Here is a 15,841-nt window from a genome sequence, read left to right as displayed (position 1 = left end):
CGCATCGCTCATCGAGCTCCGCCGCGTGCGCGACCTCACCCCGTACCTCGGCCAGGAGATCGAGGCCAAGATCCTCGAGCTCGACAAGAACCGCAACAACGTTGTGCTTTCGCGTCGTGCGCTCCTCGAAGAGACCCAGTCCGCTACGCGCTCCTCGTTCCTCGCCGACCTCAAGCCCGGCCAGGTTCGCAAGGGCGTCATCTCGTCGATCGTTAACTTCGGTGCGTTCGTCGATCTCGGCGGCGTTGACGGCCTCGTGCACGTCTCGGAGCTCTCGTGGAAGCACATCGAGCACGCCTCCGACGTCGTCGAGGTTGGCCAGGAAGTCACCGTCGAGGTGCTTTCGGTCGAGCTCGATCGCGAGCGCGTTTCGCTCTCGCTGAAGGCTACGCAGGAGGATCCGTGGCAGGTCTTCGCCCGCACCCACGCAATCGGTCAGATTGCTCCGGGCGCGGTCACGAAGCTCGTTCCGTTCGGTGCGTTCGTTCGCGTCGCAGACGGCATCGAGGGCCTCGTGCACATCTCCGAGCTGTCGGGTCAGCACGTTGAGCTTGCTGAGCAGGTCGTTTCGGCCGGCCAGGAAGTCTTCGTCAAGATCATCGACATCGATCTCGAGCGTCGCCGCATCTCGCTCAGCCTCAAGCAGGCGAACGAGGGCCTCGATCCCGAGGGCACCGAGTTCGATCCGGCTCTCTACGGTATGACCACCGAGTACGACGAGAACGGTGAGTACAAGTACCCCGAGGGCTTCGATCCTGAGACTCAGGAGTGGAAGGAAGGCTTCGAGACCCAGCGCGAAAAGTGGGAGCTCGAGTACGCTGCCGCTCAGGAGCGTTGGGAAGCACACAAGAAGCAGGTCGCCGCTATGCTCGCAGAGCAGGCAGCTGCACCCGCTGTTGATGCGCCTTCCTCTTCCTCGAACTTCTTGAGCGACTCGGCTTCGACCGGTGCGCTTGCTGACGACGAGGCACTTGCTGCGCTGAAGGCACAGCTCGAGGGCAACTAAGTCCTAAGCAACTGGCCCGGCCCCCGCAAGGGGAGCCGGGCCTTTTGCTGTTTGGGCGCTTGTGCGCGTCGCAGCGGATCTTGCGGCGGACCACAGCCGAGCTCTACCCGACTGGGCTGCGCGAACGCGCTGCGCGACTGGGCTGCGGGACCGGGCTGCGCGACTCGGCTGCGGGAACGCGCTGCGGGACTGGGCTGCGGGACCGCGCTGCGCGACTGGGTTACGTGACCGAGTTGCCGAGCGTGCGCCGCGCACGAATGCGCTTTACCCGCCGTATGCCGAACGCGATGAGCAGCACCATCACGGCGAGGGCGGCGAGCGGGAGGAGTACCGCGAGGATCGTGACGATGACCGCGGTGATGTCTTCGAGTGTGCTCATGACGGAAGCGCCAATGCCTGCCGTTGCGAGGTTCACGATCGGCCTGGCCACGAGCTTCATGATGTGCGGGATGAGCGCGATGACGACGCCGATCACAAACGGCCAGAGCGCAGACGCGGTGTCGAAGGCCTCGGGGTCACTCACCGCAACGCTGCTGCTTGACGCGCCCGCACTGAACACGAGGCCGCCAGAGGCGGGCCGCACGACGCTCTGGAGCACATCGTTGACGGTGTCGAGCGCCGGGACCTTATCGACGATCACCTCGACGAGGAGCAACGCCGTGAGGATCCCAAGCGCCCACCCGTTCTCAAGCCATGCCCAGTTCTCTGGCAGCGTCAGCAGCCCCGTGAAGCGCGACAGCAGGGCGATGCCCAAGAGCGGAATGTACGCGTTGAGTCCGGCTGCAGCGGCGAGCGACAACCCGGTGATGGCTTCGAGCATGTTGGCCTCCTGCGTCTAGCGTACGGCCACGCTAGGGTTGGCGTATGCAACTTATTGCCTTGACAGGTGGGATCGCTTCCGGCAAGAGCACAGTGGGGCGGCGGCTCGCCGAGCTCGGTGCGGTGCGGATCGACGCAGATGAGCTTGCACGCGACGCGGTTGCCCCGGGTTCGGCCGGGCTGGCACGCGTTGCAGCGCGATTCGGGGATCACCTCATCGGCGGCGATGGCTCTCTCGACCGTGCAGCGCTCGGCGAGGTGGTGTTTCGTGACGAGGCGGCGCTTGCAGACCTGAACGCAATCGTGCACCCCGAGGTGCGTAGGCTCGTCCAGGAGCTCGTCGCCGCAGCAGCAGAGCGAGACCCTCACGCTGTCGTGGTGTACGAGATTCCGCTGCTCGTCGAGACGGGCGCGCAATCAGGCGGAAGCGGCTTCGAATGGGACACCATTGTCGTCGCTGACGCACCTGCTGAGACCCGCGTCGCGCGGATGGTGGCGTTGCGGGGTATGGCTGAAGACGAAGCGCGGAGGCGGATCGCGAATCAGGCCAGCGATGCTGAGCGCCGTGCGGTCGCAGACGTGCTCATCGATACCTCCGGGAGCGAAGCGCACACGATCGCCCAGGTGGATGCGCTGTGGGAAGGCCTTGCTGCCGCCTCATAGTCGGCCGTTCGCGCGATAGTTGGGCCGCCCGTAGGCGGGCGCTGCCCGGTGCCCCGGGTTAGCGGCTGAACTCGGCGAACCAGTTGAGCTGGAACTGCGCAACCGCTGCGATGACCAGGTAGGACACGAGCACGAGCACCCACGCCCACGAGTTCACGGCAGCGAATGCCTTGGTGAGGCCGGGGGAGGCCTTGTAGTAGCCACGAGCCTCAGGCCGGAATGCGGTGAAGAAGAACAGCGGGATCATCACGGTCCATACGACCATGCACCACGGGCAGAGTGTGCCGAGCGTAAACACGCTGTGCGAGAAGAGCCAGAAGATGAAGAACGTGCCGAGGGCGAGTCCTGCGCGGTAGAGCCACCAGAACCAGGCCGAGAAGCGAGCGCCCGCGAGCATGGCTACACCGACCGCGATCGGTGCGACGAAGGCCATCAGCCCGAGGATCGTGTTGCTGAACCCGAAGACCGAGCCCTGCGGCGAATCCATGTTTGGGCCGCAGGTTACGAGGACGGAGAGCTCACAGTTCGCGATGTAGTCGGGCTGCTGCAGCGTCTTCATGTATTCGGTCGCGAGCTCAAAGGCCGCGAACAGCCCGATCGCTCCGAGGATGATGGTGAAAATCGCAAAGCCGCGGTCCCGTGGGGCCTGTACCTCAGTAGCGCTCATGTGTCGATAATAACCGGCGCTTCCTGAGACAACGCGCCGCGCGAGCGCTTCCTGCAAAGTTCAGGATGGACGTGACATAATGGTTACCGTTGGATAACGCCACGATGGCGCGCTCCACGTACAGTCTTTGACCGCCGCACGGTGGTTGCCGGCATCTGCCGAACGCTCGCAGCTTGTGAGTGCACAACGAATTCGCGGTGAATCACCGCCTACAACATTGGTTTCCCCGAACCTCAGGGTCGGGGTTAAAGGAGCACACCAGTAATGGTGAATACACAAGAGAACACAGAGGACGTTACCGGCGCTGAGGTAGAGACGGGTGTAGTTACTACCGCCCCTCCCGAAGGAGCTCCTCACGAAGAGATAGTTCCCGCAGCGACTACCGTCGACGACGCGTCGCTGAGCCCACTGGCAGACGACGCCGCTGTCGCTGCTGAGCCAGCGCCGGCAGCGCGCAAGCGTCCGGCAACGAAGCGTACCTCCGCGAAAGCGAAGGCAGCGGCCGAGGCCGCAGCAGCAGAGGAAGCAGCAGCGGCCGAGCAGGCTGCCGCAGCGGACACTGCCGCTGTCGAGGCGCCCGCGGAGTCAGCACCCGCTGACGCTTCTGTTGCCGCGGACTCTGACGTGGCTGCAGGGTCTGGCGATCAGGCCGATGAGGCCGTCCAGGCAGCGTCGGGCGATGCAACTGAGGACGCTGCTCAGGCTGCACCCGCAGTGAAGCCGCTTCCCGACGGGCTCCCGCTTGTGCTTCCGCTTGGTGAAATGACGCCGGAGCAGCGTTTCCGCGCGACGACGCGACTCATCTTCCTCGCGCCAGACGTCCCGCCCGTGCAGCCCATGCCGCGCCGCAACGAGCTGCGCAAGCTCGATGACATTCTCGACTCCCGCTTCCCCGGGAGCGAGTCGCGTGAGCGTGGCGACCGCACCGAACGGTCGGAGCGCGACGATCGCACCGCCCGTGATCGCCGCGGCGACACCGAGCGAAGCGACCGTGACGCCGACCGCGGCGGCCGCGATGCGGCTAGCACCCGCGGCGGCAATCGTCGCAAGCCAGCAGCAGCGGAGCACGACGAGGACGATTCGCGCCGCCAGCAGCGCCAGGCACCCGTTATCACTGAGCCGCAGAAGTTGCGCGGCTCGACCAGGCTCGAGGCGAAGAAGCAGCGCCGCCGCGATGGCCGCGATGCCGGACGCAAGCGCATGGTCATCACCGAGTCGGAGTTCCTTGCCCGCCGTGAGTCGGTCGATCGCGAAATGATCGTGCGCACGACCGCTGACCGGATTCAGATCGGCGTGCTCGAAGACAATGTGCTCGTTGAGCACTACGTCGCGCGTTCGAGCGAGTCGTCACTCATCGGCAACGTGTACCTCGGTCGCGTGCAGAACGTACTTCCCAGCATGGAAGCCGCGTTCGTCGACATTGGTCGCGGCCGCAACGCAGTGCTGTACTCCGGCGAGGTTGACTGGTCGGAGTTTGAGGGTGGCAACACTGCCCGCAAGATCGAGAACGCGCTGAAGCCAGGCGACCAGGTGCTCGTGCAGGTCACGAAGGATCCCGTTGGGCACAAGGGTGCGAGGCTCACAAGCCAGATCTCACTGCCAGGGCGCTTCCTCGTGTACGTTCCCGGCGGTGCCATGAATGGCATCTCGCGCAAGCTTCCCGACACTGAGCGTGCCCGCCTGAAGAAGATCCTCAAGGAGGTGCTCCCGAGTGGCGCAGGCGTCATCGTCCGCACCGCCGCTGAGGGGGCCACAGAGGATCAGCTCACGCACGACGTTGAGCGCCTCACCCGCCAGTGGGAGTCGATTCAGGCTCGCGTGAAGAAGGGTGGCGGCCCTGCGATGCTCCACTCCGAACCCGACATGCTCATCAAGATTGTGCGTGACGTGTTCAACGAGGACTTCCTGAAGATGAGCATCGAGGGCGCAGAGACGCACGAGGTCATCGGAAACTACCTGTCGAATGTTGCTCCGGATCTCATGCAGCGCGTCGAGCGCTACGAGGGCGAGCGCGACATTTTTGACCAGTACCGCGTCACCGAGCAGATCTCGAAGGCCCTTGACCGGAAGGTCTGGCTCCCGTCTGGCGGTTCGCTCGTCATCGACCGCACTGAGGCCATGACCGTGGTCGACGTGAACACCGGCAAGTTCGTCGGCGCTGGCGGAAACCTTGAGGAAACCGTCACGAAGAACAACCTCGAGGCTGCGGAAGAGATCGTGCGTCAGCTGCGGCTGCGCGACATCGGCGGCATCATCGTGATCGACTTCATCGACATGGTGCTCGAGTCGAACCGCGATTTGGTGTTGCGACGGCTCGTCGAGTGCCTTGGGCGCGATCGCACGAAGCATCAGGTCGCAGAGGTAACCTCCCTCGGTCTCGTGCAGATGACGAGGAAGAAGCTGGGCCTTGGCCTGCTCGAATCGTTCAGCGAGCCATGCGATGTGTGCGCTGGCCGCGGCATCATTGTGCACCACGAACCCGTCCAGCGTCACCGCAGCGAGTCCTCTGGCCGCCAGAAGCGTGGCAACAGCAACGGCGGCAACGGGCACAGTGGCAACCACGGAAACAGTGGCGGCAACGGCAACGGCAACGGCGGCAATAGCAACGGGAACGGCAACGGGAACGGTGCCAAGGCAGCCAGCGAGCCTAAGGCCCAGACGCACGCCATCAGCGACGGGGCGAAGAATATGCTCGCCCAGGTTGCCGCCTCAACGATTCCTGCAGCAAAGGCGTCGGACGACGCACCCGCAGCTTCCGTGGCTCCCGCAGCTTCGGTCGCACCGGCCGCTGTGCTTGAGAGCGTCCTCGACGCGCTTCCTGATGCGCCGCCAGCTGGCGCTTCGAAGGCCAAGAACCGGCGCGTGAGTTCGCGAGCCGGAGCCCCTGCTGGTTCGCAGAAGGTTGCCGATCCCGCCGAGGCTTCCGGCTCGGAAAACGGTGCTGGGCGCGAATCAGCGCAGCGCGGCGCGGTGAAGAGCGCTCGTGAGCAGCAGGGCGCAGCCAAGAGCGCTGCAGAAACAAGTGTGGCCGAGCAGGGTCAGGCGGAGCAGGTCACTGCTGCGCCCGACGCTGCCGAGCAGCAGAGTTCGTCGTCGAAGGGGCGCGCGCCGCGCACCCGTTCGTCGCGAGCACAGTCAGCCTCAGGCGCTTCGCGTGCGGGTATTCCCGCTGGCGGGGCGGCCGAGGAAGGCGGCGCCGAGCGCGCCAACACGCAGGCAGCTGGCGCGTCAGAAGGCAGAGGTGCACTCGATCCTGAGCGCATGTTGCTCGACGCGCTCGACGCTCGCACCCCGGGTCGCGGCGAAGCTTAGGCTGACACGCCGACCCCTATTTGACCGATCGCGGGTTTCCGCGTTATTATTGACCGTTGTGCGTACTCGCTTTTGAGGCGGGAAATGCACGTATGACTTCGATCGTGACGGGTTCGCGATTCGACACGATTAAGACGATCCTCGAGAGATGGGTGACCAAGTGGTTTACGCAGTAGTGCGCACAAGCGGACGGCAGGAGAAGGTCGAGGTTGGCTCGATCATCACTGTAAACCGTGTAGCGGGAGATGCTAAGGGCAAGATTGAGCTCCCAGCAGTTCTTCTCGTCGACGGCGAAAAGGTGACGAGCGACGCTTCGACACTCGCAAAGGTGAAGGTCACCGCAGAGGTCCTCGACGACCTCCGCGGCCCGAAGATCGTCATTCAGCGTTACAAGAACAAGACCGGTTACAAGAGCCGCCAGGGGCACCGTCAGGATCTGACGCGCCTCAAGGTCACCGGCATCAAGTAACACTTTCAACCTCTAAGGAGACAGACCAATGGCATCCAAGAAGGGCGTCGGCTCCAGCAAGAACGGCCGCGATTCGAACGCGCAGCGCCTCGGCGTAAAGCGCTTCGGCGGCCAGCAGGTAAACGCCGGCGAGATCATCGTGCGTCAGCGCGGAACTCACTTCCACCCGGGCGCGAACGTCGGCCGTGGCGGAGACGACACGCTGTTCGCTCTCGCTGCGGGCGCAGTCGAGTTCGGTGCGAAGGGTGGCCGCAAGGTCGTCAACATCGTCGCCACTGCGTAAGCAGATCGGTATCGACAAAGGCGAGCTTCGGCTCGCCTTTTGTCGTATCTGGCCGGGTTGCGTGAGCCTGAATGGCTCACGCGTGACGTAATCCGGCGTCGCTTGGACACGTGTGTCCGGCACAATGTAGTTACTCGAGCGCGTCTTCGGGTCGGAAGGAGAATCTCTCATGGTGACGTTCGTAGATCAGGTGCAGTTGCACCTGCAGGCGGGCCGTGGTGGGAACGGCTGTGTCTCGGTACGGCGCGAGAAGTTTAAGCCGCTTGCTGGCCCAGACGGTGGCGCAGGAGGCAACGGTGGCACGATCGTGCTCGTTGCTGACCCGCAGGTCACCACACTGCTCGAGTACCACCGCAGACCACACCGCACCGCCGAAAACGGCGCGTACGGAGCCGGCGACTATCGCGCTGGCGCCCACGGAACCGATCTTGAGCTTCGCGTGCCTGTCGGCACGGTCGTGAAGGACACCGAGGGCGAAGTGCTCATCGACCTCACGGAGCCCGGCACACGATTCGTCGTCGCCGAGGGCGGTCTTGGCGGGCTCGGAAACCACGCGCTCGCAAGCCAGAAGCGCAAGGCGCCAGGCTTCGCGCTGCTCGGAACCGACGGTTGGGCCGGCGACGTTACGCTCGAGCTCAAGACCATCGCAGACGTTGCTTTCGTCGGTCTTCCCTCCGCAGGCAAGTCGAGCCTGATCGCCGCCATGAGCGCGGCGCGGCCGAAGATCGCCGACTACCCGTTTACGACGCTCCACCCGAATCTCGGTGTGGTCGAGGTCGGGGAGCACCGCTTCACGGTCGCCGACGTTCCCGGGCTGATCGAGGGCGCGAGTGAGGGCAAGGGGCTCGGCCTCGATTTCCTTCGCCACGTCGAGCGCTGCTCTGCGCTGCTGCACGTGCTTGACTGCGCAACGCTTGAGCCTGGCCGCGATCCGCTCACCGATCTTGAGGTCATCAAGAAGGAGCTTGCGGCATACGAGGTCCCCGAGGGGCAGGTTCCCCTGCTCGAGCGGCCACAGCTCGTTGCGTTGAACAAGATCGACGTTCCTGAGGCGCGAGAGCTCGCACAGTTCGTCCGTGCTGACCTTGAAGCAATGGGGTATCGCGTTTTCGAGATCTCGACCGCTTCGCGCGAGGGGCTTCGTGAGCTCGGCTTCGCTCTCGCCGAGGTTGTTGAGACCGCACGCGACAAGGCCATCGCTGAGACTGAGCGGCTCGAGCGCATCGTGCTCACCCCGAAGGCAGTGGATCGCCAGGCCGGCTTCCGTGTCGTCACAGAGGGCGGTTCGTACGGGACACTGTTCCGCATTCTTGGGCAGAAGCCTGAGCGCTGGGTACAGCAGACCGACTTCCGTAATGACGAAGCTGTCGGGTACCTCGCGGATCGCCTGCAGAAGCTTGGGATTGAAGACGCGCTCGTGAAGGCTGGGGCCGTGTCCGGTTCAACCGTGATCATCGGCCCTGGCTCAGGCGTCGTGTTCGACTGGGAGCCGTCGCTTACGAGCGCGGCCGAGGTGCAGGTCGGGGTTCGCGGAAGCGACGACCGATTCGATGGGCCAGCCCGACGCACGAACAAGGAACGCCGCTCGGACTACTACGAATTGATGGACGCAAAGGCTGCCGCGCGTGAGCAGCTTGAGCAGGAGCGCAAGGCAGGGATGTGGGAGTCGGACGAGTGACAGATGGTCTGAGCCGCGGCGAGACGCTGCTCGCCGCTCGTCGAGTCGTCGTAAAAGTCGGCTCGTCGTCGGTGAGCGGCGACAACGCCGCTCAGATCCCGACACTCGTCGACTCTCTCGCGCGGCTGCGTGCCGCTGGAGCAGAGGTGATCCTCGTCTCCAGTGGTGCGATCGCGACCGGCGTGCCGTTCCTCGACATCGAGGAACGCCCCGATGACCTCGCCACGCAGCAGGCTGCCGCTGCCGTCGGGCAGAACATCCTCGTCAACCGCTACCAGCGGGCACTGAGTAGCCACGATCTCGTGGCGGGCCAGGTCCTACTGACGGCGCACGACATGGAGAACCCGACGCACCGCGGCAATGCCCGGCGTGCGCTCGAACGGCTCCTCACCCTCGGCACGGTGCCGATCATCAATGAGAACGATACGGTCGCGACCCACGAGATCCGCTTCGGTGACAACGACAGGCTCGCGGCACTCGTGGCCCGGCTCGTCGAAGCCGACCAGCTCGTGCTGCTCTCCGACGTCGACGCGCTCTACACGTTGCCGCCCGACGTGGTTGGCGCGGAGCGGATCGCGGAGGTTGCCTACGGTGACCCGCTCGACGGCGTGAAGATTGGCGAGAGTCAGTCTGGCTGGGGGACCGGAGGAGCGGCGACGAAGGTGCAGGCCGCGCGGCTTGCCGCCGACGCTGGGACAACGGTGCTGCTCACCGAGGCGCGGCTACTTGCCGCAGTGCTCGACGGTGAGGATCACGGTACGCTCTTCGGCGCCGCTGCGCGCTAGCGGCTGCGGTGCGGTGGCTGCTCCTGGCTAGAATGGGAGCATGTCTAGCAACGATGCCTTCGTCGAACTCCTGAGCCTGTCAAAGAGCGCCTCCAAGACGCTTGCGACCGCCACGACGGCAACCAAGAACGCCGCGCTGGAGGACATCGCGCTCGCCCTCGAGGGTGCCGTGCCAGAGATCGTCGCTGCGAACGAGCGTGACCTCGCCCGTGGCGCGGCGAACGACATCGGTGAGGGGCTGCTCGACCGGCTGAAGCTCGACGAGGACCGCATTCGCGGCCTTGCGAGCGCGGTAAGGGAGATCATCGCCCTGCCCGACCCCGTCGGCGAAGTCGTGCGGGGGAGCACGCTCCAGAACGGGATCACGATCCAGCAGACGCGCGTACCCTTCGGCGTCATCGGCGCGATCTACGAGGCGCGCCCGAACGTCACGGTTGATATCGCGGCACTCGCGCTGAAAAGCGGCAACGCGGCAGTACTCCGGGGCGGCTCGGCCGCTGAGGAATCGAATCGCGTGCTCGTGCGACTCATGCAGGAGGCAATTAGGCGCGTGGGCATCAGCCCCTGGGCTGTGCAGACCATCGACGAATACGGCCGTGAGGGCGCCGCCAGGCTCATGCGTGCCCGCGGGCTCGTTGACGTGCTCATTCCGCGGGGGAGCGCAGGCCTCATCGCGACCGTGGTGAACGAGTCAACGGTGCCGGTGATCGAGACGGGCGCCGGCATCGTGCACGTCTACATTGATGCGACCGCCGATGAGGCGATGGCTCACGCGATCGCCGTGAACGCGAAGACGCACCGGCCGAGCGTATGCAATTCGGCGGAGACGCTCCTGATCCACCGCGATGCCGCTAAGCGGATGCTGCCGAGCGTGCTCGATGCACTGAGCCTCCGCGGAGTCGCGCTTCTGGGGGACGAGCGCGCCAGGGGCGCGGGGGCAACCGGTGTCGCGACAGACGAGACCTGGGCGACTGAGCACCTCGATCTCGAGATGGGGGTCCGGGTTGTCGATTCGCTCGACGAGGCCATCGCGCACATCGACACGTACTCGACGAAGCACACGGAAACGATCGTGACGAACGATTTCGCGAACGCAGAACGCTTCCTTGCGGAGGTCGACTCCGCCGTTGTGATGGTGAATGCCTCCACACGGTTCACGGACGGTGGCGAGTTCGGGTTCGGTGCAGAGGTCGGGATTTCTACGCAGAAAATGCACGCGCGCGGCCCGATGGGGCTCGCCGAGCTCACCAGTACAAAGTGGCTTGTGCGTGGCACTGGGCAGATTCGCTAGCCAAACCCTGTAGGCTGGTTGTAAGTATTTCTGCCACAGGAAAGGTCAGGGCTCTACATGTCATTTGCAGCCACGATTGCAGCAGCCGAGGGCGCAAGCCACGTCGTCACCGAGCTGCCGATTCCGGCACCCGCCTACGGTGTCATCGTCTTCACGATCTTCCTGGTCACTGCGGCGATCACGTTCTCCTTCCGGGATGTTGCAAACCGTCACTCGGAAAAGGCAGCGGCGTACGCCCGCGAGCACGGTGAGGCGCAGCAGCACTAATCGTGACTACTCGGCGACGTGTGGGGGTGATGGGCGGCACCTTCGACCCAATTCACCACGGCCACCTCGTCGCCGCTAGCGAGGTTGCGAAGAGCTTCGATCTCGATGAGGTCGTGTTCGTCCCGACAGGCGAGCCCTGGCAGAAGAGCAACGTCTCTGAGAGCGAACACCGGTATCTCATGACCGTCATTGCGACAGCGTCGAACCCACAGTTCACTGTGAGCCGTGTCGACGTTGACCGCGACGGACCGACGTATACGGTCGACACGCTCAGGGATCTCAAGCAGTTGATGCCAGACGCTGAGCTGTTCTTCATCTCAGGAGCGGACGCTGTCCAGCAGATTGTGAGCTGGAAAGATGTCGAGCAACTCTGGGAGCTTGCCCATTTCATCGCTGTTTCACGGCCTGGACACGAGCTGTCTCTCTCAGGTCTTTCACACGATAACGTAAGCTTGCTTGAGATCCCGGCACTATCGATCTCGTCTACGGACTGCAGAGAGAGAGTATCGAGGGGTTACCCTGTCTGGTATCTCGTACCAGATGGGGTGGTGCAGTACATCGCCAAGCATGGCTTGTATTCCGAGGAAGCGACAGACAGATGAGTGAGCAAGAGCACGAACGCCCGTTGACGCGCCGCGAATTGCGGATGCGTGAGCAGGCAGAGCGGGCAGGCGTTGAGGCGACAGACGAAGCCGCAGCCGGTGAACCATCGGTAGTAGCAGAGGAGCCTGTTGAGCAGGCTGCAGCGACTCCCAATGGTGACGGCGCGAGCATCGAGGTTGAGATCGATCCGCTGAACGCGGACGGTACGCCGCGCACGCGTCGAGAGATGCGAGAACTCCGCGAGGCGGCCATCGCTGAAATCCTCGCAGAGCGCGAAGCGGCTGCACCAGAAAACGCATCCGACGCGCCCGAGACGCGGCCGACGGCGACGCCAGTTGCGGCCACTCCGGACGCAGACGCAGACGCGCCGGTCGCAGACGCAGACGCACCGACCGAGGCGCTCCGCGTTGAAGACCTCCTTGGTCCTGACGCACCAGAAGCAATGATCGAGTCGGAGATCGAGCTTGACGCCCCAACCGAGGCCTTCACGCTCGAAGACATTCTCGACGCGGCAGAACCGACCTCACCGACAGGCGACGCAGAAGCGGTCGCGAACCTCTTCGGCGAGGGCGATGCGCCCGAGGCCGAGTCAGAGGCCGTCGAGGCGGACGAGGTCGACCTCGACGCTGAAGTGCAAGACGAGGCGCCGATCGATGCGACGAGCATTGTCGACGTCGACCCCGACCTCGCTGCAGCGGATCTCGACGCGAGCGCCGTTGACGCTGATGAGCTCGCCACTGAAGCCGACACCGAAGACGTTGCGGGTGCAGCCGACGCGGAGATCGCCGCAGAGGCGCCGCTCGAAGCGGAGCTCGCCGATGAGAACGTTAAAGCTGTTGAGGAAGACACCAGCAGAGACACTGCCGGTTACTCTTTCCCCGACATCAAGCCCCCGGAGGAGTGGCGTTCAGTGTTCGACGACCCCTCGCGGGCCGCGTCGATCACCGCCCCAGGCGAATCGGGTGACTTTGACGATCTGATCTCCAGGGCCGTCGCGCAGGAGGGGAGCACGGGTGGCACTGGCACCTCGGCGCTGATCCTTCCGTCGCACCCCGGTGACACCGGCAGCCTCACTGGACCGCTCGGCGCGACAGGCGAGCTGTTTGTCACGGGCTCGATTGAACTTCCGAAGTCGATGGGGGAGACCGGTGGACACTCCGGTATCCACGACTCAATCGACTACGACCCCTTCCTCACCGGCGATCACACTGAATCGATCGCTGCGGCTTCGGACTCCGGCCCAATGCCGGTTTCCGCGATGAGCGCCGTGAGCGCGCGTCGCAGGCCAGAGGTTCCCGTCGTCGCTGAGCCAACGAAGGATCGCAGCAAAGTGCCGCTGATCCTTGCGCTCTCCGGCGGCGGTCTCATTGTTGTCGTCGCTGGTGTTGTGGTGTACGCCGCAACCCAGGGACTGTTCGGCTAAATGCTTGTGAAAGGCACCCGCATGGCAGATGCGCCAGAGACGCTTACCGACCTGAAGATCGCCGTGCGCGCGGCAGACGGAAAGGGAGCGACGGCCCCCGTCGCACTCAATGTCGCCGGACTCTTCGGCTACGCAGATACCTTCCTGATCGTCTCGGGCAGCGTCGAGCGCAACGTCCAGGCCATCTCTGACGGGATCGAGCGCGACCTCAATGAGGCTGGCGTGCGCACAGTGCGTCGCGAGGGTCGCGAGAGTGGACGCTGGGTGCTGCTCGACTTTGGTGACATTCTGGTGCACGTATTCCACGAGGAAGAACGCGAGTTCTACCAGCTCGAGCGCCTGTGGCACGATGCGCCGATCATCGACGTCTCGTCGATGATCGAGACTGCCGCATCGTAGGCATTTTGCCTGGCGCGTCGATTTGCGTGCCGCGATTATGCTTGGTGTAGAATAGAAGAGTTGTCGGGCGAGTACTCGCCCGACTTCCCTAATGGGTCTGTGGCGCAGTTGGTAGCGCACCTGCATGGCATGCAGGGGGTCAGGGGTTCGAATCCCCTCAGATCCACCAAATAACGCCCCGCTCACGCGGGGCGTTTTGGCGTCTCGGAGTGGCTTCGCACGGATCCACTTGTGAAGGGCCTGGCTCACGCCGGGCCTTGTCTCGTTTCTGGACTCCTCGGGTGAGGTCGGGTGCCCCGGGGCCTGAGGGGTCGTGCCTGTTTGGCCGGGTCTCGAATCGCGTGTGTTTGTATCGTGGCAGCTCAGAGGAGTGGCGGTGCTGGCGGTGCTCGGGCGGCGCGGACAAGCCAGGACTCGTAGGCGTCCTGGCGCCATTGTGTGTCGTGGGCGAGTTGTTCGTTTCCCTCGGGGTACAGGATGAAGCTGAGCGCGTCTGCGTGTGTTTGGCGCGGAACGATGGAGCTTGCGAGGCCTCTAGCCCTGAGTTCGTCGACCAGGGCGAGGATGTCTGCGCAGCGGCGTTGCTGCGGCTCGTCGAGCATTGCGCCGAGTTTCGGGCCGGAGAGGACTGCAGGAACCAGTGCCGCCCGCCGGCGGCCACTGCGTCGGTTTGATTCTGCGACGAAGTGCGTGATTTCGGAAAGATAGCGGGCGTTGTCACGGTCGGCTGTTATCTCGACCACCGGGGCATGGGCCGCGAGGGAATCGATGCCTGCTACTGCTGTGAAGCTGGTCTCTGCCGCCCGCTCGTCGCGTAGCGGGGGTCGGTCCGTACGTGTCGGGGCTATGTTGCCAGGAGTTGCAGACATTTGACCACCTTTATGGTTTAATGAAAACTCAGTAGGGTGGAGTCTTCGGGCTGCGCCTCCACGCGCTCTGAAAGGCCCCCGTGTCCGTTGTTGTTCCCTGTAGCATTCCCGTTCATGGGCATGTGACGCCGCTTCCCGCAGAAGCCGATTACGACGATGCCGATATGGATGCCGCCGTCCCCGATCGAGTGGGATTGACAGGGGCTGCCGGGATTCGCTACAACATCTCCGCCATCTTCTTGCGCCCGGCGCCGAGTCAACTCGCCGCGCTTGAGGCCGAGCTCGCTTCGGAGCCCACCAACGCAGTGTTGGTGGATCCAATGTTCATGGGCCCGCTCGGGCGAATCAGAAACTCCCTGCTGCGTGTCCTCGCCGAAAGGTCATCTTCGGCAAGATGCAGAAGGAGGCCGAGTAACTCATGCTGAGGGCGACGGGTGAACCTCTCGAGGGTTTCTTTATGAGTGGGCAAGAAAACGCCGATGCGATCATGCAGTTCTCCGTGCCGGGGTTCGAATACCCGCGCTCCAACCTTCCGGAGAGCGTCCACTTCGTGGGCCCGGTTTCGCGCACCGTCCCGTCTACGGGCGAGCTCCCTGATTGGTGGGGCGAACTTGAGGGGAGTCGCCCCGTGGTGCACGTGAGCCAGGGGACCGTGGCAAACCGCGACTACGCGCAGCTCATCGAACCCGCGATCGCTGGGCTTGTGAACGAAGACGTACTAGTGGTTGTGTCCACGGGAGGTCGTCCGGTCGATACGCTGCCGTCGCCGTTGCTCGCGAATGTCCGCGTCACGTCGTACCTTCCGCTCGATAAGCTCCTGCCGCTCACGGATGTGTTCGTGAGTAACGGCGGGCACGGGTGAGTGCACAACGCGCTCGAACACGAAGTTCCGCTCGTGGAGGCGGGGCGGACCGAAGACAAGGCTGAGGTGACCGCCCGAGTCGGGTGGAGCGGGGCACTGGACGCGGTCATCATGAATACCTCCACCGCAGGCGCGACCCACTCGGGTGCCCCGGGCAGCGAATCATCACACTCGAAGACTGGAGCCAACTAATGTTGCGTAGCTTGAAACTACAGGTGAGCATGGCGCTCGTTGTTGCAGCACTGCTGAGTGCCGCCGCACCCGCGATTGCCGACGAGGGGGAGGCAACGCCTCCGGCCATCGTCGCCCAGGCCGAGCCTGAGGCACCTCAGCAGCCGCAGGAGGAGGCGCCCGAAGTCGCTCCGGAGAGGGATGGATCGGGGGCCGAAGCTGACCCGCAGGGGGATGGATCGGGTTCCGAAACTGCTCCGGAACAGGGATCCAC

The 15,841-nt window shown here is 64.3% G+C and carries 16 protein-coding genes and 1 tRNA gene; 14 read left to right on the top strand and 3 right to left on the bottom strand.

Annotated features, from left to right (window positions below; all coding sequences use genetic code 11):
* On the top strand, positions 1-1,006 hold a 1,006-nt coding region (locus tag SD72_RS02990), incomplete at its 5' end, for a S1 RNA-binding domain-containing protein (protein WP_042542904.1).
* Between the two features lie 220 nt (positions 1,007-1,226).
* Here SD72_RS02990 and SD72_RS02985 read toward each other — a convergent pair.
* Positions 1,227-1,826 carry a DUF4126 domain-containing protein gene (locus SD72_RS02985; protein WP_042542903.1) on the bottom strand — a complete coding sequence of 200 codons (600 nt, stop codon included), beginning with the start codon at positions 1,824-1,826 and terminating at the stop codon, positions 1,227-1,229.
* Positions 1,827-1,870: 44 nt separating this feature from the next.
* Here SD72_RS02985 and coaE point away from each other — a divergent pair, with 44 nt between their 5' ends.
* A complete protein-coding gene (coaE, locus tag SD72_RS02980; protein WP_042542902.1) occupies positions 1,871-2,488 on the top strand; it encodes a dephospho-CoA kinase in 618 nt (205 codons plus the stop codon).
* A 58-nt stretch (positions 2,489-2,546) separates the two neighbouring features.
* On the opposite strand, the gene SD72_RS02975 is transcribed toward coaE, so the two are convergent.
* Positions 2,547-3,155 carry a vitamin K epoxide reductase family protein gene (locus tag SD72_RS02975; RefSeq protein ID WP_042542901.1) on the bottom strand — a complete coding sequence of 203 codons (609 nt, stop codon included), beginning with the start codon at positions 3,153-3,155 and terminating at the stop codon, positions 2,547-2,549.
* A 264-nt stretch (positions 3,156-3,419) separates the two neighbouring features.
* On the opposite strand from SD72_RS02975, the gene SD72_RS02970 reads away from it, so the two are divergent.
* From SD72_RS02970 to SD72_RS02920, 11 genes are all read left to right on the top strand, one after another.
* Complete coding sequence (locus SD72_RS02970) at positions 3,420-6,467, top strand: Rne/Rng family ribonuclease (protein WP_052492420.1); 3,048 nt, start codon at positions 3,420-3,422, stop codon at positions 6,465-6,467.
* A gap of 160 nt (positions 6,468-6,627) precedes the next feature.
* Complete coding sequence (gene rplU / locus SD72_RS02965; RefSeq protein WP_042542969.1) at positions 6,628-6,936, top strand: 50S ribosomal protein L21; 309 nt, start codon at positions 6,628-6,630, stop codon at positions 6,934-6,936.
* 28 nt (positions 6,937-6,964) lie between these two features.
* Positions 6,965-7,219: a 50S ribosomal protein L27 gene (gene rpmA / locus SD72_RS02960; protein WP_042542900.1), complete on the top strand. Its 255-nt coding sequence runs from the start codon at positions 6,965-6,967 to the stop codon at positions 7,217-7,219.
* A 169-nt stretch (positions 7,220-7,388) separates the two neighbouring features.
* Positions 7,389-8,897: a GTPase ObgE gene (obgE, locus tag SD72_RS02955; RefSeq protein ID WP_042542899.1), complete on the top strand. Its 1,509-nt coding sequence runs from the start codon at positions 7,389-7,391 to the stop codon at positions 8,895-8,897.
* On the top strand, positions 8,894-9,682 hold the full coding sequence (proB, locus tag SD72_RS02950; RefSeq protein ID WP_420038407.1) for a glutamate 5-kinase: 789 nt from the start codon (positions 8,894-8,896) through the stop codon (positions 9,680-9,682). Before obgE ends, proB begins: the two co-directional genes overlap by 4 nt.
* 40 nt (positions 9,683-9,722) lie before the next feature.
* On the top strand, positions 9,723-10,973 hold the full coding sequence (locus SD72_RS02945) for a glutamate-5-semialdehyde dehydrogenase (protein ID WP_042542898.1): 1,251 nt from the start codon (positions 9,723-9,725) through the stop codon (positions 10,971-10,973).
* Positions 10,974-11,030: 57 nt separating this feature from the next.
* Positions 11,031-11,240: a hypothetical protein gene (locus SD72_RS02940; protein ID WP_042542897.1), complete on the top strand. Its 210-nt coding sequence runs from the start codon at positions 11,031-11,033 to the stop codon at positions 11,238-11,240.
* Positions 11,240-11,842 (top strand): nicotinate-nucleotide adenylyltransferase, encoded by a 603-nt coding sequence (gene nadD / locus SD72_RS02935; protein ID WP_420038410.1) that lies wholly within the window; start codon positions 11,240-11,242, stop codon positions 11,840-11,842. The genes SD72_RS02940 and nadD overlap by 1 nt, the downstream gene beginning before the upstream one ends.
* Positions 11,839-13,266, top strand: coding sequence for a hypothetical protein (locus SD72_RS02930; protein ID WP_042542895.1), 1,428 nt, complete (start codon positions 11,839-11,841; stop codon positions 13,264-13,266). Before nadD ends, SD72_RS02930 begins: the two co-directional genes overlap by 4 nt.
* Positions 13,267-13,287: 21 nt before the next feature.
* Entirely contained in the window at positions 13,288-13,665 is a 378-nt protein-coding gene (gene rsfS / locus SD72_RS02925; RefSeq protein WP_042542894.1) for a ribosome silencing factor, read from the top strand.
* A 93-nt stretch (positions 13,666-13,758) separates the two neighbouring features.
* Positions 13,759-13,834: transfer RNA gene (locus tag SD72_RS02920), tRNA-Ala, on the top strand.
* 193 nt (positions 13,835-14,027) lie between these two features.
* Here SD72_RS02920 and SD72_RS16780 read toward each other — a convergent pair.
* Positions 14,028-14,534 (bottom strand): hypothetical protein, encoded by a 507-nt coding sequence (locus SD72_RS16780; RefSeq protein WP_157000430.1) that lies wholly within the window; start codon positions 14,532-14,534, stop codon positions 14,028-14,030.
* Positions 14,535-14,991: 457 nt separating this feature from the next.
* On the opposite strand from SD72_RS16780, the gene SD72_RS16775 reads away from it, so the two are divergent.
* Positions 14,992-15,396: a glycosyltransferase gene (locus SD72_RS16775; RefSeq protein WP_157000429.1), complete on the top strand. Its 405-nt coding sequence runs from the start codon at positions 14,992-14,994 to the stop codon at positions 15,394-15,396.
* The last annotated feature ends 445 nt before the right edge of the window (positions 15,397-15,841 follow it).

The organism is Leucobacter komagatae (genome assembly GCF_000834055.1).
Lineage (GTDB): Bacteria > Actinomycetota > Actinomycetes > Actinomycetales > Microbacteriaceae > Leucobacter > Leucobacter komagatae_A.
This window is presented reverse-complemented; position numbering and strand designations above follow the sequence as displayed.

What these genes read in the sequence shown, in the direction of transcription:
- obgE (WP_042542899.1), top strand. Translation starts at nt 7,389, where the DNA reads ATGGTGACGTTCGTAGATCAGGTGCAGTTGCACCTGCAGGCGGGCCGT.
- SD72_RS16780 (WP_157000430.1), bottom strand. Translation starts at nt 14,534, where the DNA reads ATGTCTGCAACTCCTGGCAACATAGCCCCGACACGTACGGACCGACCC.
- SD72_RS02985 (WP_042542903.1), bottom strand. Translation starts at nt 1,826, where the DNA reads ATGCTCGAAGCCATCACCGGGTTGTCGCTCGCCGCTGCAGCCGGACTC.
- SD72_RS02970 (WP_052492420.1), top strand. Translation starts at nt 3,420, where the DNA reads ATGGTGAATACACAAGAGAACACAGAGGACGTTACCGGCGCTGAGGTA.
- SD72_RS02975 (WP_042542901.1), bottom strand. Translation starts at nt 3,155, where the DNA reads ATGAGCGCTACTGAGGTACAGGCCCCACGGGACCGCGGCTTTGCGATT.
- coaE (WP_042542902.1), top strand. Translation starts at nt 1,871, where the DNA reads ATGCAACTTATTGCCTTGACAGGTGGGATCGCTTCCGGCAAGAGCACA.
- SD72_RS02945 (WP_042542898.1), top strand. Translation starts at nt 9,723, where the DNA reads ATGTCTAGCAACGATGCCTTCGTCGAACTCCTGAGCCTGTCAAAGAGC.
- SD72_RS02930 (WP_042542895.1), top strand. Translation starts at nt 11,839, where the DNA reads ATGAGTGAGCAAGAGCACGAACGCCCGTTGACGCGCCGCGAATTGCGG.
- SD72_RS02940 (WP_042542897.1), top strand. Translation starts at nt 11,031, where the DNA reads ATGTCATTTGCAGCCACGATTGCAGCAGCCGAGGGCGCAAGCCACGTC.
- rsfS (WP_042542894.1), top strand. Translation starts at nt 13,288, where the DNA reads ATGGCAGATGCGCCAGAGACGCTTACCGACCTGAAGATCGCCGTGCGC.
- rpmA (WP_042542900.1), top strand. Translation starts at nt 6,965, where the DNA reads ATGGCATCCAAGAAGGGCGTCGGCTCCAGCAAGAACGGCCGCGATTCG.
- SD72_RS16775 (WP_157000429.1), top strand. Translation starts at nt 14,992, where the DNA reads ATGAGTGGGCAAGAAAACGCCGATGCGATCATGCAGTTCTCCGTGCCG.